The organism is Stenotrophomonas sp. ATCM1_4, assembly GCF_004348115.1.
Lineage (GTDB): Bacteria > Pseudomonadota > Gammaproteobacteria > Xanthomonadales > Xanthomonadaceae > Stenotrophomonas > Stenotrophomonas capsici.
This window is the reverse complement of the sequence record NZ_QPFB01000001.1, coordinates 2,177,709-2,202,840: the sequence shown is the minus strand read 5'-3', so window position 1 is coordinate 2,202,840 and position 25,132 is coordinate 2,177,709. Positions and strand designations below refer to the sequence as shown.

Below are 25,132 nucleotides of genomic sequence, written 5' to 3'. Positions count from 1 at the left end.
GTTTCTCCCCCCCGGGGAACCGGGGCTCCCACCTGGCGGACGTGCAAGGAGATCACGCACCCATGTTCGGCAAGATGCTCGTGTTGCTGTGTGTGTGGCTGACCGTGCCGGGAGTGGCGCGGGCAGGCGATGTCGCCTTCAGCAGCGTGTTGCCCAACGGTGCGATGTACACCGGGCAGGTCGAGAGCATGCGCGAACGGCGCTTCCGCAACCTGGTGCGCCAGCACACCGACTACAGCTGCGGCGCGGCCGCGCTGGCCACGATCCTCAAGCATGCCTACCACCTCAACACGGACGAGGCGACGGTGATCGAAGGGATGATGGGCGTGGCTGATCCTGAACTTGTCCGCCAGCGTGGGTTTTCGCTGCTGGACATCAAGCGTTACGTGGAGTCGCTTGGCATGCGTGGACGTGGCTACCGCGTCGACGAGGAGCGGCTCAAGAGCCTGCGGGTTCCCGGCCTGGTACTGATGGACGTGCGCGGCTTCCGCCACTTCGTCGTGCTCAAGCAGGTCCGCGATGACGTGGCCGAGATCGGCGACCCGATCCTCGGCAACCGGGCCATACCGCTGGACGAGTTCGTCCGTGCCTGGCCCTCCCGTGCCGTGTTCGTGGTGATCGGGAGTGACTTCGATCGCAACACGGTGCTGCTGCAACCCAGTGAACGGCCCAGTGCCCGCGCGCTTGCCGCGCGACAGGGACGGGGCCCCATTACCGATGCGGAGCTGGTCGACTTCGGCTTCACCCATGCCGACCTGTTCTGAAGGAGTATCCAGATGAAGATGCATGCATGCGGTCTGCTGGCACTGGCGCTGGGTTTCGCGCTGCCGGCGCTGGCCGAAGAGGGCAGGGGCACCACCGGCAAGGGATTGCGCGAGATCCCCGATCCGGAGCTGAACCTGATGCGCGGCCGGTACACCGTCGGCGGCAACGAGGTGGCCTGGTTCGGCGTGACCATGATCTCCACCTGGCAGACGGCCGGGGGGCAGTCGCTGCAGGGCGCGCTGACGCTGGGCATGGATTTCAGCAAGGGCCGCACGCCGAAGGTCAGCTTCACGCCCAGCGTGAACATCACCGCGGCCAATGCGCCGCTGCCGGCCTCGGCCGGTCGCAGCATCGACGGCAGCGGCCTGGCCAATGTCGGCGGGCTGGTGCAGAGCGTGCAGGTGGCCGGCGACGGCAACCGTGCCAGCAACGCGATCCACCTGAACGTACGCAACGACGGCGTGGTGCCGGGCGGCGATGGTGGCGCAGCGAGCGGGGCGTCGACCGTGCGCTCGGGCGATGCCAGCGCCGTGGCCAGCTTCGACGGCAATGCGGCCACGTTGCGGTTGAGTATCGACGGTCAGGGGGCAGTGCAGCAGTGGCTGCGCAATGGAGGTGTCGGGCAGAGCATCCAGCTGATGGCCGACGGGCAGCAGGCGGCCAATCGCCTGCAGATCGATCTGGTCCGGCAATCGGTGGCAGGCAACCTGCCGCTGGCCCAGAACGTGGCACAGGCCATCACGCTCAACCGGGGAGTGGGCGGGATCGGTGGCCAATAGGTCCGTGCATGGCACGGGCATCCTTCCAGGCAACAACGAGGATCAGGACAATGAATCGACTGGCGATGGCGGCGCTGGTGAGTCTTGCCGTGGTTTCGCCCAAGGTGGCGGCACAGCAGACAGGTACCGGCAATGACGAAGAAGACGTGAAGGCCCTGGCGGCGCAGCTGGAATCGCTCAAGGCCAGCTACGCGCAGGAAGTACGCAGGTTGCGGGAACTGGACATGCAGGTGCAGGCGATCCAGGCGCGGGTGAGCGGCAAGACCGCCCAGGCCCTGCCGACACCGCCGCCTGCCGTGGCACAGGCCGCCCAGGACGAACCGGCGCCCCCGGCGGCGGCAACAGCGCCCACCGGCGAGGGCTATGCCAGCACCGCCGCCGAGGCCCAGCAGGCCAAGGAGGCCGCGCGGCGCAGCGTGGATGACGTCAAGCAGCAGCAATCGGCGTTGTTCAACCGCAGGCTGACGTTGGAAAACAGCATCAGCTACGCGCGCTATGACCGCAAACAGCTCACCCTCAATGGGTTCCTGGCGCTGGATGCGATCTTCCTGGGCAACATCGCCATCGAGAACGTGGAATCGGATACGGCGACCTACAACTTCGCCGCGCGCTGGGGCGTCAATCCGCGCTTGACCCTCAACCTGGACGTGCCCTACCTGGCGCGCAAGACCGTCTACCAGAAGGGCGGCGCGGGTGGTTCGGCGGCCGGCATCGCGCAGGAGGAAACCAACGGCAACGGCATCGGCGATGTCAGCTTCACCGCCAACTACAAGCTGTTCGGCGAGCGTGGCTGGCGGCCGGAGACGGTGTTGACCGGTGGCGTGACCGCCCCGACCGGACGCGAGCCCTATGGGTTGGACTGGAAGGTCATCGAGCGCGACGACGATGATTTCATCCGCTTCGCGGTGCCCAGCCGGCAGCCCACCGGCAATGGCGTGTGGCAGGCCAACATCGGCCTGTCGGCGGTGAAGACGGCCGATCCGGCGATCCTGTTCGCGAACATCGGCTACATCCGTTCGTTCAAGCGCAGCTTCGACGACCTGGACTCCAACCCGGACACGATCAATCCCGGCGAGGTCCGGCTGGGTGATTCGTACTACTTCGGTGCCGGCGTGGCGTTCGCCTTCAACGAGCGCACCAGCCTGAGCATTTCCTTCAGCGACAAGCTCAGTGCGCGCGCTTCCACCCGCTACAAGAACGGCCAATGGGTGAAGGTGATCGGCAGTGATGCCAACGCCGGCACCTTGAACCTGGGCGTGACCTACGCGCTGACCAACAAGGCGACCTTCGTCAGCATGCTCGGCGTGGGCCTGACGCCGGACGCACCGGACTTCAGCCTGTCGTTCAAGTTGCCGTACATGCTGTGAGCGGGATCATGGCCTGCGATAGTGCCGAGCCACGCTCGGCACAGGCTTCAGCGGCAGGGCGACAGCGGAGCACGGCTGTGCCCTGCGCGGGCTCAACGCAGGGTTTCCAGCGTCAACTGGTGCTTGCGGCACAGGCGATACACCGTCACCCGCGAGACCTTCATCAAGCGTGCGCAGGCGCTGACGTTGAACCGGCTCTGTTGCAGGCATGACAGCAGGGTCTCGCGTTCGGCGTGGCTGCGTGCATTGCCAAGCCGCGCGGCATCGGGGGTTCCGTCACCTGCCAGCTCCAGGTCGGCGCTGGTGATCAGTTCGCCGTCGGCGGTGATCGCGGCGCGCTGCACCCGGTTGAGCAGCTCGCGCACATTGCCCGGCCAATCGAAACGCTCCATCGCCTGCCGCGCCTGGGTGGTGTAACCGCGCGCCCGGATCCGATGGCGGGTGCGGAAGCTGTTGAGGAAATGGCGCGAAAGCAGGTCGATGTCGCCCTGCCGGTGGCGCAGCGGCGGCATCGACAGCCGCAGCACGTTGAGGCGGTAATACAGGTCGCGGCGGAAGCGGCCTTCTTCCACCGCCCGTTCCAGGTCAACGTGGGTGGCGGCCAGGATACGCACGTCCACGGTGATGGGCTGGTTGCTGCCGACCCGTTCGATGGTGCCTTCCTGCAGCACGCGCAGCAGGCTGGTCTGCGCATCCAGCGGCAGGTCGCCGATTTCATCGAGGAACACCGTGCCGGTATGCGCCGTCTCGAACAGGCCCTGGCGGCGGCTGGTGGCGCCGGTGAAGGCGCCGCGTTCATGGCCGAACAGTTCCGACTGCAGCAGCGTGGAGGGGATCGCGCCGCAGTTGACCGCCTGGAAGGGCCGGCTGCCGCGCGGTGAAAGACGATGCAGCGCGTGCGCCGCGACTTCCTTGCCGGTGCCGGTTTCACCGGTGATCAGCACCGGCAGGTCGACCGGCGCGAGTTTGCGCAGGGTGGCGCGCATGGCCAGCATCACGTCGCTCTCGCCGAGCAGCGTGGCCATCACGTCATCGACCACCGGGGCAGGTGAGTCCGCGACCACCAGCTGCAGCTGGCGCAGCAGGTCCTTCAGGTCGGGGGGGTGCGGGAACTGGCGCTGGCAGCTGGAAAGCAGCGGATGCAGCACGTGGCCGTCGTCGGCCGGGGTGAGGGCGAACAGCGGCATGTGACGATGCTCGGCGGTGAGCCTGCCGATGCGCTCCAGCTCGCTGTCCGAACTGGTGCGGAAATCGATCAGGCCGACCACCACGTCGCCATCACGCATGCCGATCTCGGCAGGCTGTTGAGGGAGTACCGCGCGCACCTGCCAGCCATCCGCAGCCAGCATCACCTTTTCTCTCGCCCCCGGATTGCCGAACCAGATAACACAACGCTTGCCCGTGTCAGGTGCTGCAGCCATGCCTGGTCACCTCTCCATTCGGCGCCACCTTATACCCGGGATTCAGACGGGTGCAATCGTGAATTGGGTTACGCTTGGCGGGTTTCCCCATTCATATTCCGGCAGGCGGGTATCGGCTGCGCCTGGCATGAAAAAAGCCGCGACCCGGAGGCCGCGGCTTTCGCAGGACAAGGCCGGGGGCGCTTACAGCGCCACGCGACGTGCCTGCATGAACTTGTCGCCCCAGTAGCCGCTCAGCAGGGTGTCGGTGCGGACATCCTTGCCGGTGCTCGGTGCATGCAGGAAACGGCCATCACCGACGTAGATGCCGACGTGGTCGACGCGGCCGCGGCGGCCGAAGAACACCAGGTCGCCGGCCACCAGGGCAGCGCGGTCGTTGATCAGTTCGGCGTTGGCCTGGCTGGCCATCTCGCGGGAGACGCGCGGCAGCTCGATGCCCAGCGCGGTGCGGAACACGTAGCCGACCAGGCCGCTGCAGTCGAAGCCGGCGTCGGGCGAGGTGCCGCCCCAACGGTACGGGGTGCCGAGCAGGGTCATCGCACGGCGCAGCAGCGACTGCACCTTGCCATCGGAATCATTGGCCAGCGCCGCGTCAGTGGCGGCGGCGACACCCTTGGAGGCGTCGTAGGCGGAAATCAGGCGGCTGAGATCACCGGCGAACATCGCCGAGCGGTCCATCAGCGGAATCGTGTCGCTGGCGGCCAGGTGTGGCAGCAGGGCGGCCAGGGTGGCGGTAGCGGCGGCGTCGGCCTTGCTGCGCTGGGCTTCGGCGCGGGCCGGTGCCGGCTTGGCGGCGTCGGCCGGGGCGTTCTGTGCGAAGGCCGGCAGGCTGGCCAAGGCCAGTGCGGCACCGCAAAGCAGGCGACGGAAGGAGGTGGGAATGCTCTTGGGCTGTTCCGGTTGGGACGTGTTTTCAGTCGTCACGCGGCAGTCACAGAAAAATTCGATGGGGGATAGTGCCCTGCCAAGCGTGAGGATAGGTACAAATTTCGTTAAATATTCGTTATTTATACCGATGGATGTCACGCTTTACCGCAATACCCGCTTGGCGCCAGTGTAATGGTCACGCCAGTAGGGGCCGTCCAGCTGGTCCAGACGGACGGTGCCGCCGGTGCTCGGCGCATGCACGAAGCGGCCTTCGCCGACATAGATGCCGACGTGCCAGACATTGCCCTTGTTGCCGAAAAAGACCAGGTCGCCGGAGGCCAGACGGTCCGGGGCGATCTTCGGCCCCTGGATGGCGGCCAGCTCCCGCGAGGTGCGCGGCAGGTTCAGGGCGAGCATGTCCCGGTAGACATAGGTGACCAGCCCGCTGCAGTCAAAACCCGATTCGGGGGTGTTGCCGCCGTAGCGGTAGGGCGTGCCGACCAGCCCCAAGGCCCGCATCATCACCGAGGCGGCCGCGACCGGGTCGGAAGGGGTCACCGGCGGGTAGTGGTGGCTGCTGGTCGGCGGCGGGGCCGGCTTCTTCGGGCTGTGCCCGCAGGCAGCGAGCAGGGCCGTGGCCAGGATCGCGGCGGTCAATTGCCACGTACGGGAGCGGAAAACTGGCGTGATATGCATGGAGCCCGGATAATGCGCCACCTTGGACAGCCGTCATCATGGCGGCGCACCCGGCGGCCGACAAGCCGTCCTACCGTCTGCCACCGGCAGCCATATAGACAGAGTTAGGCATGAAGATCGAAAAAGACCGCGTCGTCCGTTTCCATTACACCGTCTCCGAAGTCGGCCAGGAGCCGATCGAAAGCTCCAAGGACCGTGATCCGCTGGCCATCCTGATCGGCCACGGCAACATCATCCCGGGCCTGGAAGCGGCGATGATGGACAAGGAAGCCGGCGAGAGCTTCGGCGTGGACGTGAAGTCGGCCGATGCCTACGGCGAGCGCCGCGAGGGCCTGACCCAGCGCGTGCCGAAGAAGCATTTCGGCAACACCCGCCTGGTGCCGGGCACGCAGGTGATCCTGCAGACCAACTTCGGCCCGCGCGCCGTCACCGTCGAGAAGGTCGGCATGACCGTGGTCGACGTCGACCTGAACCACCCGATGGCCGGCAAGGACCTGCACTTCGACGTGGAAATCGTTGAAGTCCGCGAGGCCAGCGAGGAAGAAGTGCAGCACGGCCACGTGCACGGCGACGGCGGTCACCAGCACTGATCCGCCGCACCGGCGATGTTGCAGACAACGGCCCGCCCCGCGCGGGCCGTTTTCGTTCGCGGGGCTGCCGGAACCGGCGTCCGCGCCGGTCGTGTCGCATGTTCTAATCGCGCCTTGCCGAGAGGAACCCGGGCCTTGTCCACCACTGTTTTCCAGCCCATCGCCGCCAGCGAGCGCATCGCCACCCTGGACGTCCTGCGCGGCCTGGCGCTGCTGGGCATCCTGCTGATGAACATTGAGGCTTTCAGTGGGCCGCTGGACCTGTCCTTCACCGGCATCGACCCGCACTGGCAGGGGATCGACCGCTGGGCCGATGGCTTCGTCTATATCTTCGTGCAGGGCAAGTTCTTCACCCTGTTCTCGTTGCTGTTCGGTGCCGGCTTCGCGGTGATGGCGCAGCGCGCCGAAGTGGCCGGGCGCGACTTCACCCGCTTCTACCTGCGCCGCAGCCTGGCCCTGCTGGGCATCGGCCTGTTGCACGCCGTGCTGCTGTGGTCCGGCGACATCCTGACCACCTACGCGCTGCTGTCCTTCGTGCTGCTGGCCTTCCGCGAGGCGCCCCGCAACTGGCTGCCGGTACTGGGCGCGGCGGCCTACCTGGGCGCGGCGGCGCTGATGCTGTTGCTGGGCATGCTGATAGCGATGATGCCGGCCGATGCGCAGGCCGGGCAGGCGGCGTCCGCGCTGGTGGACATCGCCGCGCAGCGGCAGGCCTACGGGCACGGCACCTACCTGCAGGCAGTGGCGCAGCGGCTGGCGGATCTGCGCAGTTCGCTGGGTGCGCTGCTGATCGTCGGCCCGCAGGTGCTGGGCATGTTCCTGATCGGCGCCTGGTTCGCACGCAGCGGGGCGATCGCGCAGCCGCAGCAGTACCGGCGCCTGTTCGCGCGACTGCGTTGGGTGGCATGGCCGGCCGGTCTGCTGGTGATGCTGCTCAGCGTGCGGCTGCTGGCCAGCATCGCGCCGGGACGCTTCGACATGCAGACCGCCACCGCCTACGCGTTGACCGCGCTGGCCGGACTGCTGATGTGCCTGGGCTACCTGGCCTGGGGCGTGCGCTGGAGTGCCCGCCTGCAGTGGCTGGCACCGGCGGGCCGGATGGCCTTGAGCAACTACCTCGTGCAGTCGCTGGTCTGCACGCTGGTGTTCTACGGGTATGGGCTGGGCAGGTTCGAGCAGATGGGGCGGGCATGGCAGTTGCTGTTCGCGCTGGTGTTGTTCCTGGTGCAGGTGGTGGTCAGTGGCTGGTGGCTGCAACGCTTCCGCTTCGGTCCGGTGGAATGGCTGTGGCGCGCGGCCACGTACCTGCAAGTGCCGCCCATGCGCCGTGATGCACGGGGCTGACGCGGGGATGGGCGGGTGGGCGCCTGCCATGGTGGTGTCCTGGCCATCGGTGCGCCGCCGGTCATGGCATGCTCGGCATCAGCATGAGCAGCCGAAGTGGACAATTGATGGCCGACTTGATTACCGGGCAAACGCCCTCCATTGATCCCACGCCTTGTCGCACGGAGCGTTTCCAATGAGTGCAGCGTCATACGATGTGGTGGTACTGGGCGGTGGTTCCGGGGGACTGGCAGCGTCGTTCCGCGCCGCGGGCCATGGGGCCAGGGTGGCGATGCTTGAACCCGCGCCGCTGGGCGGCACCTGCGTGAACGTGGGCTGCGTGCCCAAGAAGGCGATGTGGCTGGCGGCGGACCTGGCCGACCGCTTCGCCCTGGCCGCGCAACTGGGCTTCGACGTGCCGGCCACGCCGGCGCTGGACTGGGAAACGCTGGTCGCGCGGCGGCAGCGCTACATCGCCAACATCCACGCCAGCTACCAGCGACGCCTGGACGAGACCGGCGTGGTGCGTATCGGCCAGCGTGGTCGTCTGGTCGATGCGCACACGGTGGAATGCGAGGACGGCAGCCTGCTGCATGCCGGGCACATCGTCATCGCCACCGGCGCGCATCCGGTCAAGCCATCGATGCCGGGTGCCGAGCTGGGAGGCGTGTCGGATGATTTCTTCGCCTTGCATGCGCGACCGGACCGGGTGGCGATCATCGGTGGTGGCTACATCGCGGTGGAACTGGCCGGCGTGCTGCGCGCGCTGGGCAGCGAGGTCGCGCTGCTGGTGCGTGGTCAGCGTCTGCTGGGCCACTTCGACGCCGAGCTGTCCGACCAATTGGCCGAGAACCTGCGCCTGCAGGGCGTGGGCCTGCATTTCGGTTGCCAGATCGAGGCCCTGCAGCGCCAGCAGGGACGCATTCACGCGACACTGGAGAACGGTCCGGAGCACGCGTTGTTCGACACCGTGCTGTTCGCCACCGGGCGCGCACCGAATACGCAGGGGCTGGGCCTGGAGCAGGCGGGCGTGGTGCTGGATGACAAGGGCGCCATCGTGGTGGATGCCTTCCAGAACACCTCGGTACCCAGCGTGCTGGCGGTGGGCGACGTGACCGGCAAGGTGACCCTGACGCCGGTGGCCATCGCCGCCGCACGACGGTTGATGGACCGCCTGTACGGCGGGCAGCCGCAGGCACGACTGGACTACGAGAACGTGCCCAGCGTGGTGTTCGCGCATCCGCCGTTCGGCACCGTGGGCCTGAGCGAGGAGGAGGCGCGCCGTCGCTTCGACAAGGTGACCACCTACCACAGCCGCTTCCGCCCGATGCTGCAGTCGCTGGGCGACGGGGAGGTGCGCACGGTGTTCAAGATGGTCTGCGCCGGCGAGGACGAGAAGGTGGTCGGCATCCACCTGCTCGGCGAAGGCGCCGACGAGATCCTGCAGGGCTTCGCGGTGGCCTTGAAGGCCGGTGTGACCCGCCGGCAGATGGAAGACACGGTGGCGATCCACCCGACCTCGGCCGAGGAAGTGGTGTTGATGCGTTGAACGGACAGTGCCGGACGGCAGCCTGCCGTAGCCGTTGCTTCTGCTTCTGCCCCCTCCCTTTCGCGTAGCGAAGGGGAGGGTTGGGGAGGGGAGCTTCCCCGCATTGCATCACCGGCTCCGCATAATGGGCGTCCCCCGCAGTTCCCGCTTCCTCCATGAATGCTTCAACCGGCGCCTCGGCGCTGCCCACCCGTTCCCGCCGCCTGCTGATCAGCGGCCTGTTGCTTGCGGGCATGGGTGCCATCGCCGCCTCGGGCAAGGCGGTGATCGTCAAGCTGGCCTACCGCCACGGTGCCGATGCCACCACGCTGCTGGCGCTGCGCATGCTGATCGCCTTCCCGTTCTTCATCGCCATGGGCCTCTGGGCGGCCCGGCGCGCGCAACCCTTGTCCTGGGGCGACAGGGGACGGGTGGTGCTGTTGGGCTTCAGCGGCTATTACCTGTCCAGCTACCTGGACTTCCTTGGCCTGCAGTACATCAGCGCGACGCTGGAACGGCTGATCCTGTACCTGAGCCCGACCCTGGTGGTGTTGATCGCGCTGGTGGTACTCAAGCACAAGCCCACCCGCACCCAGGTGGCGGCATTGCTGGTCAGCTACCTCGGCGTGCTGCTGGCCTTCGGGCATGACATCCAGTTGGAGGGCCAACGCACCCTGATCGGTTCGGCGCTGGTGTTTGCCAGTGCCTTGAGCTATGCGGTGTATCTGTTCGGTAGTGGCCAGGCGGTGGCGCGGATCGGCGCGGTGCGCCTGACCGCCTACGCCAGCATGGTGGCGTGCGTGTTGTGCATCGGCCAATACCTGTTGTTGCAGCCCTGGAGCGGCCTGTGGAGCCAGGCCCGGCCGGTGTACGGCCTGTCGTTGATCAACGGCACCGTGTGCACGGTGTTGCCGGTGCTGGCGATCATGATCGGGGTCAAGCGGATCGGCTCGTCGCTGGCGGCGCAGGTGAGTATGCTGGGCCCGGTTTCCACCATTGTGCTGAGTGTATGGCTGCTCGACGAACCGATGGGCCTGTGGCAGAGCGCCGGCACCGTGCTGGTGCTGCTGGGCGTGTTGCTGGTGGGCAGCGGCGCGGCGAAGAGACGCTGAGCACGCCGCCGGATCTGGCGGCGGGGCACAGCCGCATCCTGCAGGTCATCCGCGACATCCCGCGCGGCCAGGTGCTGGGCTATGGCGAGGTCGCGGCCAAGGCCGGCCTGCCGTGCCGGGCCCGGTTGGTGGCACGCCTGTTGGGCGGCAATGACGACCCGGACCTGCCCTGGCACCGCGTGCTGCGCTCGGATGGGCGCATCGCCATGCCCGAGGGGTCACCCGGCTGGCGCGAGCAGAGCCAGCGCCTGCGCGCCGAGGGCGTGGTGGTCGAGAATGGCCGGGTGAAGCGCAGCAAACCCGCGCGCACGATGGACGAGGCGATCTGGGGACCGGGCTGATGCTGCGGCTATCATGGCGGCAGTTTCCCAGGATGTCCCCATGTTCCCGCGCTTGCCCAAGATCACCCAGACGCTGCTGATCGCCAACGTCGCCCTGTTCCTGCTACAGCAGCTGCCGCAGACCGCCGGCATCTTCAACCAGCTGATGTTGTGGCCGCTGGGATCGCAGGAAGTGTTCATGGATTCGCCGGGCTTCGAGCCCTGGCAGTTGCTGACCTATGGGTTCCTGCACGGCGGCTTCGGGCATGTGTTCTTCAACATGCTGGCGTTGTTCATGTTTGGCGCGCCGCTGGAAATGACCTGGGGTGAGAAACGCTTCCTGACCTACTACCTGGTCTGCGTGGTGGGCGCGGGCATCTGCCAGATCGTGGTGGCCGCCTTGTTCGGCGAGTTCAACCCGGTGTTGGGCGCATCCGGTGGCGTGTTTGGGTTGCTGTTGGCGTTCGGCATGCTGTTCCCGAACCAACGGGTGGTGCTGCTGTTCCCGCCGATCCCGATGAAGGCGCGTACCTTCGTGATCGTGTTTGGTGCCCTTGAACTGCTTCTGGGCTTCACCGGCTGGCAGCCGGGCGTGGCCCATTTCGCCCACCTGGGCGGCATGCTGTTCGGTTGGCTGCTGATCCGCTACTGGCGCGGGCAGCCGCCGTTCAACAACAAGAACAAGCGTGGGCCGCACCTGCGCAGCGTGAAGTGACCGTGCCGGGCCACTCCCGCCGGTGATGCAGCCGGTAGTGCCGAGCCATGCTCGGCAGGGCAAGGCCAGAGCATGGCTGCGCCGTACAGGCAAAGAAAAAGGCGCGGAATCCGCGCCTTTTTCGTGCCCCTCACCCCCGCATCAACGCCAGATGCGGATCTGCTCGGCGTCGGTGCGCTGCATCGGCTGGCCCGGCTTGCAGCTGAAGCTCGCGCCAAAGGCCGGCAGGTTGGACAGCGGGGCGTTGGTACGCCAGCGGCCCGGAGCACGCACGTCCGAGGCCAGGCGCTGCACGGCTTCGTTCGGCGACAGCTGCTGCGCCCACAGGCCGGCCCAGCCCTTGAAGAATGCCTGCTTGTCGGCAGCCGATGCCGCCGTACCCTGCGGCGAGGTGCTGAACGCTTCCCAGGCGATTTCCACGCCGGAGATGTCGGCCAGGTTCTCGTCGCGGGTGAGCTCGCCGTTGACCTTGGCGTCCTTCACGCCCGGGAAGGCGTAGCCGCCGTACTGGGCGGCGACGCGGTTGCCCAGCAGGGTCCAGGCACTCTTGTCGGCCGGCGTCCACCAGCTGCGCAGTTCGCCCCTGGCGTCGATCATCGCGCCCTTGGCGTCGATGGCACGGCTGACCTCATGCGCGACCAGGCCACCGAAGGCGCCGAACTTCTCGGCCGGGGTGGCAGCCTCGGCGAAGATCGGGCCCTGCAGCGCGGCGGCGGTGACGATCAGGCGGTTCTGCGCGATGTCATAGGCGATGGCCGGCTGCTGCGGCAGCACGTCCCAGCGACGGTCGGCGTTGCCCTTGCCGATGCGCCTCATTTCCTGCGCGTGGCGCCAGGTCGAGGCGATCAGCATGTTGCCGCCGAAGCTGCCACGGCCCATCGGCTGCACGGTGTAGTCCAGGTCACGCAGCGGCGTGCCGATCTCGATCTTCATCGCGGCCAGCTTGGCTTCGGCCTCGGTCTTGGCTTCGGCGCTGAGCCAGGTGCTGCGCTTGACCGCGGCGATCTGTGCCTCGCGGACCTGGTCGACCATCACGCCGGCCTGGCGGCGGACGTCGCGGCTGATGTAGGTGCTGGCGTACTCGTGGCCGAGCATCGGGCCAGCGGCGACGTTGATGGCATCGAGTACGGCTTCGTTGCGGGCCGGGGCGATGGTCAGGCCACGCAACACGCGGCCACGGAATTCGAATTCGGCATCGCGGTAGGCCTTGGACAGGTACGGGGCCATCGCATCACCCACGCGCCAGCGCAGGTAGGCCTTCCACTGCTCGGCCGGCAGCCGGGTGATCATGCCGTTGAGCTGCTGGAACAGCGCCGCATCGGCCAGCGAGACCAGGTCGTCGTTGACGCCCTGGGCCTTCAGGAAGGCGTCCAGCTGCAGGTTGCGGTAGCGGCTGTTGAGGTCGCGGGTGGCAACCGGCGCATAGTTGTTGAACGGGTTGTTGATGTCGGCCACCGACTGCGCGCTGCGCGCCAGCTCGGTTTCCAGCTGGATGACCAGCGCCGACTCGGCGTCGAGCTTGTTGGCCGGGGTGCCGGTCAGCGCCAGTACCTGCTTCACGTAGCCGCGGTAGCGGCCCATCAGCGCCACGGTGTCGGCGTCGGTGCGGGTGTAGAAGGCGGGGTCGGGCAGGCCCATGCCGCCCTGCATGAAGTAGCCGATGTGGCGGTCCAGTGCCTTCAGGTCCACGTCCGGGGCGAAGTTGAAGGCCACCGGGATGCCGACCTGGTGCAGGGCGGCGATCGAGGCCGGGATGTCCTTGGCCTTGCGGATCGCGTTGATGCGGGTCAGCAGCGGCGCGATCGGCTTGGAGCCATCGGCTTCCACCGCCGCTTCATCCAGGCCGCTGGCCCAGAAGTCGCCCAGCAGCTTCTGCACGTTGCCCTGCGGGGTATTCATGGCGCGGTCCAGCAGCTGCAGCTGCTGGTTGCGGGTGTTGTTGGCCAGCTGCCCCAGCGTGGTGGTGGCGCCAACCTGCGGCACCGGGTTGGCCTTGAGCCAGTCGGCGTTGCTGGTTTCGTAGAAGTCGGTACAGGCTGCGCTGACTGCCGGTGCCCGGGCCGAAGACCTCTTGCGTGCGGCCTCGGCATCGGTCGAGGACAGGACGGTCACCAGGCCCAGGGCCAGGGCGAGGGAAAGCGGGCGAACGGTTGGCATCTGGGGCATATCCACGCAAGGACAAAGTGCGCGGAGTTTAACAAGCCGCCGGGGCAATGTTGCGCATCCAGGCGGAGCAGCAGCCCTGGCCGCGAAGCCGGTCACGTTGGCAGCCCGGCGGGAGTGGCGAGGCAGGAGCGGCCAAGGCCACTCCTGCGCGTTGGCAAGAAGAAGGCCCGGCGATGCCGGGCCTTCGGGTGTTGCCTCACCGCAGGGCGGTGATTACCAGATCACCACCTGCTTGTCGCCGGCGCGGACCATCGGCGAACCCGCCTTGCACTGGAATGCGGCGGCGAAGGTCGGCAGGTTCGACGGCGCGCCCATCGCGCGGAACTGCGCCGGTGCGTGCGGGTCGGTGGCCAGGCGGACCTTGGCGTTCTCCGGGGTGTACTTGGTGCGCCACACGGTGGCCCAGTTGAAGAAGAAGCGCTGGTCGCGGGTGAAGCCATCGACCTTCGGGTCTTCCTTGCCGGCCGACGCCTTCTGCAGCGCATCGTAGGCGGTGGCCAGGCCGCCGAGGTCGGCGATGTTCTCGCCCAGGGTCAGCGAGCCGTTGACGTTCTGGTCGCCCACCTTGTACTCGTTGAACTGGTTGATCAGCTTGCTGGTCAGCCCGCCGAAGGCCTTGGAGTCGGCCTCGGTCCACCAGTCCTCGAAGTTGCCGGTCGGGCCGAACTTGGCGCCCTGGTCGTCGTAGCCGTGGGTCATCTCGTGGCCGATCACCGCGCCGATGCCGCCGTAGTTCAGTGCGTCGTCGGCGTTCGGGTCGAAGAACGGCGGCTGCAGGATGGCGGCCGGGAACACGATCTCGTTCTGCAGCGGGTTGTAGTAGGCGTTGACGGTCTGCGGGGTCATGCCCCACTCGGTCTTGTCCACCGGCTGGCCGATCTTGGACAGCGCGAACTTGTAGTTGAAGGCATTGGCGGCGCGCACGTTGCCCAGGTAGTCGTCGTGGGTGGTGCTCAGGCCCGACCAGTCACGCCACTTGTCCGGGTAGCCGATCTTCGGGGTGAAGGTTTCCCACTTGGCGATGGCCTTGGCCTTGGTTTCGTCGCTCATCCAGGTCAGGTTCTGGATGCGGTCCTTCAGGGCCGCGGCCAGGTTCTTGACCAGGTCTTCCATCTTGGCCTTGGCTTCCGGGGAGAAGGCGACCTTGACGTACATCTGGCCGAAGGCTTCGCCGGCATCGCTCTCGATGGTGCCCAGTACGCGCTTCCAGCGCGGCTTGATTTCCTTCTGGCCGTTCAGGTCGCGGCCGTAGAAGGCGTAGTTTTCCTGCACGAAGGCATCGCTCAGGTACGGGGAGGCGCCGTCAACGGTGTGGAAGCGCAGGTAGGCGCGCCACACGGCCGGGTCGGTGTCGCCCAGCATCTTGCTCACTTCCTCGTGGAAGGCCGGCATGGCCAGCGAGAACTTCTCCGGCGCGGTGATGCCCTGGGCCTTGAAGAACTCGGTCCAGCTGAAGTTCGGGGTCAGCTTGTCGGCGTCGGCCACGGTGACCGGGTTGTAGTACAGCTCGACGTTGCGCGAGAGCTCGGCGCTGGACTTGGAAGCCCGGGCCAGGCGGGTCTCGAACTTGATCACTTCCTCGGCCTGCTTGGCGGCGTCGGCGGCGGCAACGCCGCTGAGCTCCAGCACCTTGGCCACGTGGGCCTTGTAGGCGTTGAGCTTGTCGGCCTTGCTGGCGTCGGTGTAGTAGGTGGTGTCAGGCAGGCCCAGGCCACCCTGGCTGGCGTAGGCCATGTTCATGGTCGAGTTCTTGAAGTCCGCTTCCGGACCGAAGCCGAACAGGAAGTTCTCGCCCTTGGCGGCGGTGCCGCGCAGGTAGTTGGCGATGGCGGCGCCGTCCTGCAGGCCGTCGATGGCGGTCAGGTCACCCTGCAGCGGGGTGATGCCCAGCGCGTTGATCTTGGCTTCGTCCATGCCCGAGGCCCAGAAGTCGCCGACGATCTTCTCGATGCCGGTGGCGTCCTTGATCGCGGCGGCCTGTTCGGCCAGCTGGTGCTGCACGGCGACCGAGCGCTCGTCCAGGATGGTGAAGGCGCCCCAGCTGGTGCGGTCGCCCGGAATGGCATTGGCGGTGAGCCACTTGTCATTCACGTAGCCACCGAAGTCGGTGCAGGCGTCCTTGCTGGTGTCCAGGTCGGCGGCGGTGAAGGCGTTGTAGGCCGGCAGCTTGGATTCGTCCAGCTTCAGTTCGGTGGCGGCGGCCGCGGCCGGCGCGGCCGCCGGAGCGGCCGGGGTCTCTTCTTTCTTGCAGCCGATCAGCGCGGCCGAGACGGCCAGGGACAGCAGCAGGATCTGGGGTTTGCGAACGATCACGGGATAGGCCTCCAGGCCGATTTCAGAGCACGAAATGGGCTCCGGGGCGGAGCCGACACCAGAAGATACGCCTGAAACTGTCACCGAAAGGGTGTCGAAGGTCATGCCCGCCGGGCGCAGCCACCGGTGCGCCGCAGGAGGCTGGTGGGTGCTATACAGGCGCGATGAGCCAGACATCAAGCAAGCAGTGGGATGCGGTCCTGATCGGCGGCGGCCACAACGGGCTGGTGTGCGCAGCCTATCTCGCCAAGGCCGGCAAACGGGTGCTGGTGCTGGAACGGCGGGCAGTCGTCGGCGGGGCGGCGGTGACCGAGGAGTTCCATCCCGGGTTCCGCAACTCGGTGGCCTCCTATACGGTGTCGCTGCTGCAGCCGCAGGTGATCGCCGACCTGGCGCTGGAGCGTCACGGCCTGCGCGTGGTGCCCCGGCGCATCAACAACTTCCTGCCACTGCCCGATGGCCAGTACCTGCTGGCCGGCGGTGGTCGCACCCAGGCCGAAGTGGCGAAGTTCTCGGCCCGGGACGCCGAACGCCTGCCCGACTACGAGCGCCGGCTGGAAGTGTTTGCCGACGTGCTGCGGGCACAGGCGCTGCAGGCGCCGCCAAACGTGGGCGAGGGCGGCTGGCTGCAGGCGCTGCCGGCGCTGTGGAAGGCCGGCAAGCTCGGCCGCCAGCTGCAGCGGCTGGACGCGGGGTTGAAACAGGAGTTGCTGGACCTGTTCACGATCTCGGCGGCGGAGTACCTGGACCGCTGGTTCGAGAGCGCGCCGATCAAGGCGCTGTTCGGCTTCGACGGCATTGTCGGCAACTACGCCAGCCCCTACTCGCCGGGCAGCGCCTACGTGCTGCTGCACCACGTGTTCGGCCAGAGCAATGGCGTCAAGGGTGCCTGGGGGCACGCGATCGGCGGCATGGGCGCAATCACCCAGGCGATGGCGCGTGCGGCGCAGGAAGCCGGCGCGCAGATCCGGACCGACTGCGGGGTGCGGAAGGTGCTGGTCGAGCAGGGCCGTGCCTGCGGCGTGGTGACCAGCGCTGGGCACGTGCTGCGCGGCAGGGCGGTGGTGGCCAACGTCAACCCGAAGCTGCTGTACGAACAGTTGCTTGAACCGGCCGACGTGCCGGCCGCCACGCGCGAACGCATGCGCGGCTGGCGTTGTGGCTCGGGCACGTTCCGGATGAACGTGGCGCTGTCGCGGCTGCCCGATTTCACGGTGTTGCCGGGGCAGGGCGATCACCTCACCGCGGGCATCATCATTGCCCCGAGCCTGGACTACATGGACCGTGCTTACCTGGACGCACGCCAGCATGGATGGTCGCGCCAGCCGGTGGTGGAAATGCTGATTCCCAGCACGTTGGACGACTCGTTGGCACCGCCGGGGCAGCATGTGGCCAGCCTGTTCTGCCAGCATGTGGCACCGCGGCTGCCGGACGGGCGCAGCTGGGACGATCACCGCGACGAAGTGGCCGACCTGATGATCGCCACGGTCGACCGGCAGGCGCCGGGCTTCGCCGACGCGGTGCTGGGCCGGCAGATCATGAGCCCGCTCGACCTGGAGCGGACCTTCGGCCTGGTCGGGGGCGACATCTTCCACGGCGCGCTGAGCCTCAACCAGCTGTTCAGCGCCCGCCCGATGCTGGGCCAGGCCAACTACCGGGGCGCGATCCCCGGCCTGTACCTGTGCGGGTCGGGCACGCACCCGGGCGGCGGCGTGACTGGGGCGCCTGGGCACAATGCGGCGCAGGTGTTGCTGGGGGACGTGCCCTGAAGGGGGCGGTTTGAGGGGCAGCTTCAATGCTGCCACAGGGGCGTCAGGTGACTGGCAAGGGCGACAGAAGAGATTCTGCATGTCGTTCCTGCTGGCGAGGAATCAGCATGGGGAATCAGCAACGATGCTGCAAGACTGAACCCAGGAACGCGCGCTGGTGTAATGGGGATGCCCTAATATCTTCCCGCCCATGAACAAACTAGGTGGTGCCGGCAAGGTCGAGCCCGCTGATAGACCCCCCGCTCCCCGGCAGTACCACGTGTCCCGGGTACCTTCGCGAACCGAGCCGGGATGAAGAGACGGCCCGGTAACGCATCAGTCACGGTTTCGTTGGGTCACCATCAGTGCGTGGCATTTCGGTGCCCAGATCCGGCTCCGGGGCATCCTGCAGCGGGGCGACAGTCGGAATACGGCTGGAGTTGGTGTTCGCCGGGATCTGCTCGGCAGTGCCCACATTGACGGTACCGATACGGGGCTTCATCCATACCGAATCCTGCCACTGCTGGTACTTCTCGGGGTCCCAGTAACGCTCATCATAGAACTTGGAGCCGTCGATCATCGTGCTGCCGCTGGCCGTTGGCACAATGATCCGGACGTTGCCCGCAAAACCCGTACGGCTACCGGTCAAGCCGCGCCGTTCCCTGCGCAGCTTTGTGGCAATCCTTGGTAATGCGGCAGCGTCACCATAGCGGGCATAGATTTCCTGCCCCAGGGCAATGGCATCTGCACGCTCCGGTTCAGATAAGTCATTCCAATAGCGCTCGCGCAAGCCCGCAAAACCCTCGTACCCACGTTCGGCGGCCAGGTCCATCCATGCATAGGCGAGAGGGCGGTTCTGCGCGGTACCCACGCCAGTCCAGAGCATCTCGGCCACCATTCCCTGCGAGGGCTTGTCGCCGTAGAACGAAGCGTACTGGAAGTACCTGAACGCCTTCTCCCGATCACCAGCCTTGTGCTTTTCAAGGCCGAGAAGGCGGAACCGCAGGTCGGGATGTCCATTCAGGAACCCAGCGGTGATCATCAACTGATCTTCGGTGGGGTCAGGAGCTCCTCCCGACAGGTCGCCGGCGTGGGCGGTGCCGGTGATTGCGACCGTCAACAGCAGTGATGCCATGGCAATGGCGTTCTTGCGGCTCATGCAATGTCCTTGAGCAATCCGTGTAAAAGTCAGATGGTGAACCAGGGCGGTATCGGCCAGAACGGCCGAAAGTCACTGCCCCTGAAGCAATGGAGGCAGGATGTGCCTCCATTGCTGTCTTACAGGGACGTGCAAGGGCCGCCGATGTGACGGACTTACTTGTCCTTGGTGGACTGTGCCGGAGAGCTGGCATCGGTGGCTCCTGCACCGATATGGCGCTGGAAGAAGGACAGCATCTCGCTATAGAGATTTATCCGTGCTTCCTCCCCGTAGAAGCCGTGCATTTCACCGGATTGGATGATCATGCCCTCAGGCTTGTTGCCTGCAGCGATCAGAGCCTTGTTCATCAGCTCGGTCTGCTCGGGTACCGCGCGTTCGTCGCGGGCACCGGCTGCGAGGTAAACGGGGATCTTTACCTCGGCAGCGCGCAGTGCCGGTGAGGCGCGGTTCCAATCTGCGCGATCAGTACCGTGAGTGCGTCGCAGGTAACGCAGGCCCGAGTCGCGTTGTGGGATGTCCCCCTTCTTGAACAACATGTCCACGTCATAGACGCCGACATAGCCGAATGCACACTTGAACAGGCCGGGTTCGCGGATCGGGGCCATCATGGACGAGTAGCCGCCGAAGCTGCCGCCATAGATGCAGATGCGGTCACGGTTGGCATACCCGTTGTTGATCGCCCAATGGGTGGCATCAAGGATGTCATTCTGAATGCCTGCATCCCATTGGCGATGTCCGGCATCCTGGAATGCCTTGCCATAGCCACCGGAGCCGCGGAAGTTGACCTGAAGCGTCGCGTAGCCGCGGCTGGCAAACAGTTGTGCCTCGGGATTGAAGCCCCAGTTGTCCCGCGGGCCAATCGGGCCACCATGCGGGTTGACGACCAACGGCAGGTTGCGCGGGTCAACACCATGCGGGAGGGTCAGATAGCCATGGACCTGCCTGCCGTCGCGGGCTGTAATGCTGAAAGGCCGAACAGAGGCCATTTCCTCTTTCTTGAGCTGTGGGCGGCGTGACATCAGGAAGCGTGCCTTCCCGGTGTCACGATCGTACAGGTACAGCTCGCCCGGGTTGTTGTCGCTGTAGACGCTGACGATGATCTTCCTGCCATCGCGGGTATAGCTGGAGAAGTCGACCATTTGGCCCTCGAAAGCCGCTGCCAGGGACGCATAAATTTCGGCATCCGGGTGGTCTTCGTTGAGCAGTTTGACCGCAGGTGCGCCAGCCTCGGTGACGACGCCGATCAGGGTGTTGTCGTCGGTCGACCAGATCATGTCCGAAACCTCAGCAACCGGATCCTGGAACAGGCTGTGGAACGAACCGGTCGCTGTATCCAGGGTGCCAATGGCAGCCGGGTCACGGTCATTGTCTTCGGTGGCGTAGACCGTTCCCTCGTTGGTCGTGCGGATCACATCGAGGTGTTTGCCGTCAGCCTTGGAGGCGTTGATCAGGGTCCAGTTGGTTCCGTCACGGCGGTATAGCTCACTGCGTTCTTCGTACTCGCCTTCCTCATTCTTGCTGGACGAGCAGATTGCGAAGCGCGGAGCCTTCTCCGCGTCCAGCGAAATGCTGCAATTTTCCTTCGGCGCACGTCCCAGTGATGTGCGGCGGCCGGTCAGCGTGTCCATTCGGACGACCTCGGTGTTGCCGCCTTCGGAGGAGCGCTGGGAATTGGACTGCATGATGACGTTCTGGTCATCGTCCTTGAGCGTGTCCAGCAGCGAAAAGCCTTGGTTGCCCACGGTCTTTCCGCGCTGTGTGGAGTCCTGCGCGCCGTAGTGGATCAGGGGCCTCGGCTGGCTGCCGTCGGCATTGACTGCATACCATTCGCCAGTCGGGCTAGGTTGGGCGTACCCACCCATTTTCTTGACCGAGTTGAACATCAGTCGCGTGGGGCTGGTCCAGTAGAAGGAGCCAATGCTTTTCTTTTCCGGCAGCTGGTTGACCTTGACGATCTGCAGGTCGCTGGTGCGCAGGACGGTCAGTACGTCCTGATCGCCTTGATCCACAGTAACAGCGAGGTACTCGCCATTCGGAGAAATTTTGACCGTGCCGTAGGTGCCGTGGCCGACGAAGTCCTTGATGGGCTGCAGTGGTGCGGCGTGGCCGACGAAGGCGGTGCCAGACATGGCCACTGCGAGCAGGGGCAGGATGCATTTCAAGGGGAATCTCCAGTTGGTGGACTGATTGTTGATGTAAGGGCAAAGGAAAGCCCGGCCGAAGCCGGGCTTTCTGCTATTGCATTGCCTATCAGTTGAACTTGTAGTCGAACTGGACGAACACTTCGCGGCCAACCGGGCTGTACGAGTAGAAGAAGTACGGGTACTGGTTGTACGTGTTGTCGCTCGGGTGGATCTTGTCAAACACGTTGTTCACGTAGAAGCCAAGCGTCGCGCTGTTGGTGATCTTCTTGCGGATGTTGGTGTTCCAGATCACGTGCGAACCGATGCGGCCAGTTTCGGCCCAGTTCGGCAGCGAGCCCCAACGGTAGCCGTAGACGCTGGCTGCCCAGTCGTCACGCTCCCAGTTGACTTCCCAGTTGATGCGGCTGCGGAAGTTGAAGAACTGCTTGTTGTCACGCTGGTTCTCAAAGGTCTCGCCAGCGAAGCGCTGCACATCGTACTTCAGTACATGGGTCCAGGCCGCCTTGACGCCGAACTTGCCAAGCCGGTCAGTGGTGAGCTTGTAGTCGGCGGACGCGTCGATGCCGGAGGTCTTGGTCGTGGCCTGATTCTGCGGGTAGGTGGCGATCTCGACGATGTCGCCGTTGCCGTCGCGCATCACACGGCTGATGACCTCGAGGCAGCGCTCCGACGTGCCATCGACCGGGCTGCCGTCGCGGTTGGTACCCAGGCGACAGGCGGCTTCGTCGCGGAAGAGACGGCCGGTCAGGTCGCTGATGGCCCCGTCGAGTTCGATGTTGTAGTAGTCGACCGTCAGTGACAGGTCGTCCATCACGTCCCAGACCACGCCAGCGGTGAACGACTTGCCTTCTTCCGCCTTCAGGCGAGGGTCGCCCTTGCGGGTGCCGAAGACCTGCGGATGGTAGAGGGAGCCGCCGCAGTCGGCGGTGCTGGTCGGGTTCAGGCCAGCCGAACGACAGGCATACTCATCGAACGCATACGTATAGAAGCCAGACTCACCTGCGTAGATGTAGTGCATGTCAGGCGCCTTGAAGCTCGTGGCATAGGAGCCGCGCAGCAACAGGCTTTCGATCGGGCGCCACTCGAGGCCAGAAGACCAGGTGAAGGCACCATTGATGTCGCTGGCGTCATCGAACTTGTCGTAGCGACCGGCCAGATTCGCCTTGAGCGAAGAGAGCAGCGGGATGCTGAATTCAACGCCCGCCGAGTAACGATCGCGACTGCCCGAGCCGCCGGTGGAGGTCAGACCCATCGGTGCATCGTCGCCGGTGTAGTCCAGTCGTGCACGTGCATCGGGGCTGACGTCATACTTCTGGCCTGCGGCCTCCAGCACCGCTGCCATGGATAGACTGCCGGCCGGCAGTTCGAACAGATCACCGCTGATGACCAGCGAACCCTGGGTGACATGCGAGGATGATTCGTTCTTGTAGGACGAACTGATTGCCTTGACGTCTGCCGAGGAAAGCGGGTTCAGCAAACGGTCCATGTTCATCGCGTAGATGCCATAGCCCGTGCCCGCGTGGGTGCCCAAACGCTGGCCAAAGAACAGGTCGCGGACCTTGGACTGCACCAGCCAGTTGTACTCTTCATCGGCGCGGTAACGCGAGTGGGACAGCGTTGCGTCCCAGTCAAAACGTCCGTCGAGGATGGAGCCGCGCAGGCCGGCTGCGGCATCGAGCGACTGCTCCTTGTACTTGCTGGGCTGTCCGCCACCGTTGCCGATCTCACTCGGCGTGATGAAGCGGTAGACGTTGCCTACCACAGCTCCAATGTTGGGGTCGTAGAAATTGTTGGCGCCCAGCACCGATGCGCTGCTGAAGAAGCGCGAGGAGGACGCGACCGTGGACTGGCTGTTGCTGTAGCTCAGCTGGGCCCATGCCTGGATGTTGTCGTTCACCTCATGGGTGCCATACAGATAGGCGTTGTAGGTCTTGTCGGAGTTGCGGATCGATTGGCCGGCCGGGTAGCCGAAATATCCGCAGTACGCCTGGCCATTGACGGTGACGGGTTCAAACTCGTTGAACCGGCCGCAGGTCGTGTTGAGGTTGTCGGCCATCGCCCAGCCAAGCTTGCGGCCCGGGGCGCTGGGGTTGGCCGTGGGGTTGCCGTTGCCGTCGACCCACACGGTGTAACGGATACCCGGATACGCGGTGGCATCTGCCGGGTCGGTCAAGGAGGGATCGTCGCGGGTGGAATCCATGAAGTCGCGCTGCCCTGCGTAGATCGCTTCACGCCCCAGGAACTCGAATGCATAGGTCAGGCTGGAGCGCTCAGTGGTCTTGCCGCCCGTCCATTGGAAGCGGCCGGTGTCGCCGCCACCACGGGTGGTGGTACCAGCGCGTACGCTGACCAGGTCGCCATCGAAGTTGGTCTTCATGATGATGTTGACCACACCGGCCACCGCGTCGGAGCCATAGATGGCAGATGCGCCACCGGAGAGCACCTCGATGCGATCAATGGCCGAGGCCGGAATGTTCGCCAGATTCACGGCATTGGATTGACCGTTGTAGGGCAGCGGATAGTCGGCTGCACGTCGGCCGTTGATCAGAATCAACTGATAGCCCGGGCCGAGGCCGCGGAGATTCAGGAAGCTGCCGTTCGGGGTGAAGCCGTTGGCATTGAGTTCGTTCTGTACCGAACCGGTGAATTGGCTCAGGGTGTTAAGAGCGTCGTAAACGGTGCTGAAGCCCTGCTTCTCGATGTCCTGCGAGGTGACGATGGTAACTGGCGCGGGGCCTTCGACCTCGGCGCGCTTGATGCGCGAGCCGGTGACCGTGACTTTGTCGAGCTGCGTGGCGTGGGCAGCCTTCTCGCCGGACGCGCTGTCCTGAGCGAAGACGGGCGCTGCTGAAACAGCCATCACAGTCAGCAGTGCGTAGCTCAACGGATTCCGGCTGAGGTTCTTGCGCTTGATCATGTGTATCCCCTGGTGAAATCCCCCAAAACTCCTTGTATTCGGCGTTACGCAGGTGCTTTTAGGATTCTTCTGGTTGACTGAAAGAGAGCTTCATGCGCCGATGAATCAAGTTAACACCCTGTTAACGTTGGATGTCAATTGTTCACGCCAAAGTCATAAATAACGAATTCGGCAAATGTTTGTGACACGTCCTGACAACGGCCGGCAGGCGTGAGGGGGCGTCTTTGCTGCAGCGCGCTATAGTTCGCTGTCCAATCGCTGGTGCAATGAGGTCTGCAAGTGGGAGCGTCGATTCCCGTGGGTTCATCCCACAAGGTTCAAAAGGGGCTCTCTCCCCATTCACGTATCCGCAACGTCATTGCGGTCGGGTCCGGCAAGGGCGGGGTGGGCAAGTCCACGACCGCGGTGAACCTGGCCTTGGCGCTGCACGCGCTGGGGGCGCGGGTCGGGGTGCTCGATGCCGACATCTACGGGCCGAGCGTGCCGGCGATGCTGGGCCTGAGCGGCCGTCCGGAGAGCCCGGACAACAAGACCATCGAGCCGTTGCGGGCGTTTGGCGTGGAAGCGATGTCCATCGGTTTCCTGATCGAGCCCGACTCGCCGATGATCTGGCGCGGCCCGATGGCCACCTCGGCGCTGACCCAGTTGTTCAACGACACGCTGTGGGGCGACCTGGACTTCCTGCTGATCGACCTGCCGCCGGGTACCGGTGACATCCAGCTGACGTTGTCGCAGAAGATCCCGGTGGCCGGTGCGGTGATCGTCACCACGCCGCAGGACATCGCCACGCTGGATGCGCGCAAGGCATTGAAAATGTTCGAGAAGGTCGAGGTTCCGGTGCTCGGCATCGTCGAGAACATGGCCGTGCACACCTGCAGCAACTGCGGCCACACCGAACATCTGTTCGGCGAGGGCGGCGGCCAGCGCATGGCCGAGCAGTACGGCGTGCCGCTGCTGGGTGCGCTGCCGCTGGACATCAGCATCCGCGAGCAGGGGGACGTCGGTACGCCGGTGGTGGCCGCTGCACCGGATTCCGCACCGGCCCAGGCCTACCTGGCCGCGGCCCGGCGCATGGCCGAGGAACTGGCCAAGCGCCCACGCGCCAGCATCCCGATCGTGTCCTCGTTGATCTGACCGGCTGCCGGCGTCGTCCGGCCGCTGCCCGCCGAGCCGTGGCAGCCCCGGCTCGGGCTCGGCGATAC

Annotated in this window: 18 protein-coding genes and 2 pseudogenes; 12 read left to right on the top strand and 8 right to left on the bottom strand. The window is 65.7% G+C overall.

The genetic code is table 11. The features are described from left to right. Positions 1 to 62: 62 nt before the first annotated feature. The 3 genes from ATCM_RS10090 to ATCM_RS10080 are packed head-to-tail and all read left to right on the top strand — an operon-like array spanning position 63 to position 2,911. Complete coding sequence (locus tag ATCM_RS10090; protein WP_132864400.1) at positions 63 to 764, top strand: C39 family peptidase; 702 nt, start codon at positions 63 to 65, stop codon at positions 762 to 764. Positions 765 to 776: 12 nt separating this feature from the next. Beyond that, a complete protein-coding gene (locus tag ATCM_RS10085; RefSeq protein ID WP_132864399.1) occupies positions 777 to 1,544 on the top strand; it encodes a hypothetical protein in 768 nt (255 codons plus the stop codon). A gap of 50 nt (positions 1,545 to 1,594) precedes the next feature. Continuing rightward, positions 1,595 to 2,911: a hypothetical protein gene (locus ATCM_RS10080; RefSeq protein WP_132864398.1), complete on the top strand. Its 1,317-nt coding sequence runs from the start codon at positions 1,595 to 1,597 to the stop codon at positions 2,909 to 2,911. 92 nt (positions 2,912 to 3,003) lie between these two features. Here the strand turns inward: ATCM_RS10080 and ATCM_RS10075 are convergent, their stop codons facing one another. The 3 genes and pseudogenes from ATCM_RS10075 to ATCM_RS10065 form a co-directional block, all read right to left on the bottom strand. Further along, positions 3,004 to 4,332 carry a sigma-54 dependent transcriptional regulator gene (locus ATCM_RS10075; RefSeq protein ID WP_132864397.1) on the bottom strand — a complete coding sequence of 443 codons (1,329 nt, stop codon included), beginning with the start codon at positions 4,330 to 4,332 and terminating at the stop codon, positions 3,004 to 3,006. Between the two features lie 183 nt (positions 4,333 to 4,515). Beyond that, complete coding sequence (locus ATCM_RS10070; RefSeq protein WP_132864395.1) at positions 4,516 to 5,256, bottom strand: C40 family peptidase; 741 nt, start codon at positions 5,254 to 5,256, stop codon at positions 4,516 to 4,518. A gap of 105 nt (positions 5,257 to 5,361) precedes the next feature. Then, positions 5,362 to 5,959, bottom strand: a pseudogene (locus ATCM_RS10065) (C40 family peptidase). A gap of 46 nt (positions 5,960 to 6,005) precedes the next feature. On the opposite strand from ATCM_RS10065, the gene ATCM_RS10060 reads away from it, so the two are divergent. From ATCM_RS10060 to ATCM_RS10035, 7 genes and pseudogenes are all read left to right on the top strand, one after another. After that, positions 6,006 to 6,485, top strand: a complete 480-nt coding sequence (locus tag ATCM_RS10060; protein WP_132864393.1) for a peptidylprolyl isomerase — start codon at positions 6,006 to 6,008, stop codon at positions 6,483 to 6,485. 135 nt (positions 6,486 to 6,620) lie between these two features. Continuing rightward, positions 6,621 to 7,829, top strand: coding sequence for a DUF418 domain-containing protein (locus tag ATCM_RS10055; RefSeq protein ID WP_243693988.1), 1,209 nt, complete (start codon positions 6,621 to 6,623; stop codon positions 7,827 to 7,829). A 53-nt stretch (positions 7,830 to 7,882) separates the two neighbouring features. Beyond that, a pseudogene (locus ATCM_RS19335) lies at positions 7,883 to 8,008 on the top strand (FAD-dependent oxidoreductase); the annotation flags it as partial. Further along, positions 8,005 to 9,357 (top strand): glutathione-disulfide reductase, encoded by a 1,353-nt coding sequence (gene gorA, locus ATCM_RS10050; RefSeq protein WP_132864391.1) that lies wholly within the window; start codon positions 8,005 to 8,007, stop codon positions 9,355 to 9,357. The pseudogene ATCM_RS19335 and the gene gorA, both read left to right, overlap by 4 nt. A gap of 155 nt (positions 9,358 to 9,512) precedes the next feature. After that, positions 9,513 to 10,448: a DMT family transporter gene (locus ATCM_RS10045; RefSeq protein ID WP_132864390.1), complete on the top strand. Its 936-nt coding sequence runs from the start codon at positions 9,513 to 9,515 to the stop codon at positions 10,446 to 10,448. Further along, the gene (locus tag ATCM_RS10040; protein WP_243694089.1) at positions 10,445 to 10,789 is read left to right on the top strand and encodes an MGMT family protein; all 345 of its coding nucleotides are present in this window, start codon (positions 10,445 to 10,447) and stop codon (positions 10,787 to 10,789) included. The genes ATCM_RS10045 and ATCM_RS10040 overlap by 4 nt, the downstream gene beginning before the upstream one ends. Before the next feature lie 40 nt (positions 10,790 to 10,829). Beyond that, positions 10,830 to 11,483: a rhomboid family intramembrane serine protease gene (locus ATCM_RS10035; protein ID WP_132864388.1), complete on the top strand. Its 654-nt coding sequence runs from the start codon at positions 10,830 to 10,832 to the stop codon at positions 11,481 to 11,483. Between the two features lie 141 nt (positions 11,484 to 11,624). On the opposite strand, the gene ATCM_RS10030 is transcribed toward ATCM_RS10035, so the two are convergent. Then, on the bottom strand, positions 11,625 to 13,640 hold the full coding sequence (locus tag ATCM_RS10030) for a M13 family metallopeptidase (RefSeq protein ID WP_132864387.1): 2,016 nt from the start codon (positions 13,638 to 13,640) through the stop codon (positions 11,625 to 11,627). Positions 13,641 to 13,862: 222 nt separating this feature from the next. Beyond that, the gene (locus tag ATCM_RS10025; RefSeq protein WP_243694088.1) at positions 13,863 to 15,959 is read right to left on the bottom strand and encodes a M13-type metalloendopeptidase; all 2,097 of its coding nucleotides are present in this window, start codon (positions 15,957 to 15,959) and stop codon (positions 13,863 to 13,865) included. Positions 15,960 to 16,126: 167 nt separating this feature from the next. Here ATCM_RS10025 and ATCM_RS10020 point away from each other — a divergent pair, with 167 nt between their 5' ends. Beyond that, the gene (locus ATCM_RS10020; RefSeq protein WP_132864385.1) at positions 16,127 to 17,731 is read left to right on the top strand and encodes an NAD(P)/FAD-dependent oxidoreductase; all 1,605 of its coding nucleotides are present in this window, start codon (positions 16,127 to 16,129) and stop codon (positions 17,729 to 17,731) included. 319 nt (positions 17,732 to 18,050) lie between these two features. On the opposite strand, the gene ATCM_RS10015 is transcribed toward ATCM_RS10020, so the two are convergent. The 3 genes from ATCM_RS10015 to ATCM_RS10005 all read right to left on the bottom strand — a co-directional run bounded on the left by ATCM_RS10015 (position 18,051) and on the right by ATCM_RS10005 (position 23,930). Beyond that, positions 18,051 to 18,869, bottom strand: coding sequence for a sel1 repeat family protein (locus tag ATCM_RS10015; protein ID WP_132864384.1), 819 nt, complete (start codon positions 18,867 to 18,869; stop codon positions 18,051 to 18,053). Positions 18,870 to 19,024: 155 nt separating this feature from the next. Then, positions 19,025 to 21,031 carry a prolyl oligopeptidase family serine peptidase gene (locus tag ATCM_RS10010; RefSeq protein WP_243693987.1) on the bottom strand — a complete coding sequence of 669 codons (2,007 nt, stop codon included), beginning with the start codon at positions 21,029 to 21,031 and terminating at the stop codon, positions 19,025 to 19,027. Between the two features lie 88 nt (positions 21,032 to 21,119). Beyond that, a complete protein-coding gene (locus ATCM_RS10005) occupies positions 21,120 to 23,930 on the bottom strand; it encodes a TonB-dependent receptor (protein WP_132864383.1) in 2,811 nt (936 codons plus the stop codon). Between the two features lie 291 nt (positions 23,931 to 24,221). On the opposite strand from ATCM_RS10005, the gene apbC reads away from it, so the two are divergent. Further along, positions 24,222 to 25,064: an iron-sulfur cluster carrier protein ApbC gene (apbC, locus tag ATCM_RS10000; RefSeq protein WP_132866126.1), complete on the top strand. Its 843-nt coding sequence runs from the start codon at positions 24,222 to 24,224 to the stop codon at positions 25,062 to 25,064. Positions 25,065 to 25,132: the final 68 nt, after the last annotated feature.

What these genes read in the sequence shown, in the direction of transcription:
- ATCM_RS10090 (WP_132864400.1), top strand. Translation starts at nt 63, where the DNA reads ATGTTCGGCAAGATGCTCGTGTTGCTGTGTGTGTGGCTGACCGTGCCG.
- ATCM_RS10085 (WP_132864399.1), top strand. Translation starts at nt 777, where the DNA reads ATGAAGATGCATGCATGCGGTCTGCTGGCACTGGCGCTGGGTTTCGCG.
- ATCM_RS10080 (WP_132864398.1), top strand. Translation starts at nt 1,595, where the DNA reads ATGAATCGACTGGCGATGGCGGCGCTGGTGAGTCTTGCCGTGGTTTCG.
- ATCM_RS10075 (WP_132864397.1), bottom strand. Translation starts at nt 4,332, where the DNA reads ATGGCTGCAGCACCTGACACGGGCAAGCGTTGTGTTATCTGGTTCGGC.
- ATCM_RS10060 (WP_132864393.1), top strand. Translation starts at nt 6,006, where the DNA reads ATGAAGATCGAAAAAGACCGCGTCGTCCGTTTCCATTACACCGTCTCC.
- gorA (WP_132864391.1), top strand. Translation starts at nt 8,005, where the DNA reads ATGAGTGCAGCGTCATACGATGTGGTGGTACTGGGCGGTGGTTCCGGG.
- ATCM_RS10045 (WP_132864390.1), top strand. Translation starts at nt 9,513, where the DNA reads ATGAATGCTTCAACCGGCGCCTCGGCGCTGCCCACCCGTTCCCGCCGC.
- ATCM_RS10035 (WP_132864388.1), top strand. Translation starts at nt 10,830, where the DNA reads ATGTTCCCGCGCTTGCCCAAGATCACCCAGACGCTGCTGATCGCCAAC.
- ATCM_RS10030 (WP_132864387.1), bottom strand. Translation starts at nt 13,640, where the DNA reads ATGCCAACCGTTCGCCCGCTTTCCCTCGCCCTGGCCCTGGGCCTGGTG.
- ATCM_RS10020 (WP_132864385.1), top strand. Translation starts at nt 16,127, where the DNA reads ATGAGCCAGACATCAAGCAAGCAGTGGGATGCGGTCCTGATCGGCGGC.
- ATCM_RS10015 (WP_132864384.1), bottom strand. Translation starts at nt 18,869, where the DNA reads ATGAGCCGCAAGAACGCCATTGCCATGGCATCACTGCTGTTGACGGTC.
- ATCM_RS10005 (WP_132864383.1), bottom strand. Translation starts at nt 23,930, where the DNA reads ATGATCAAGCGCAAGAACCTCAGCCGGAATCCGTTGAGCTACGCACTG.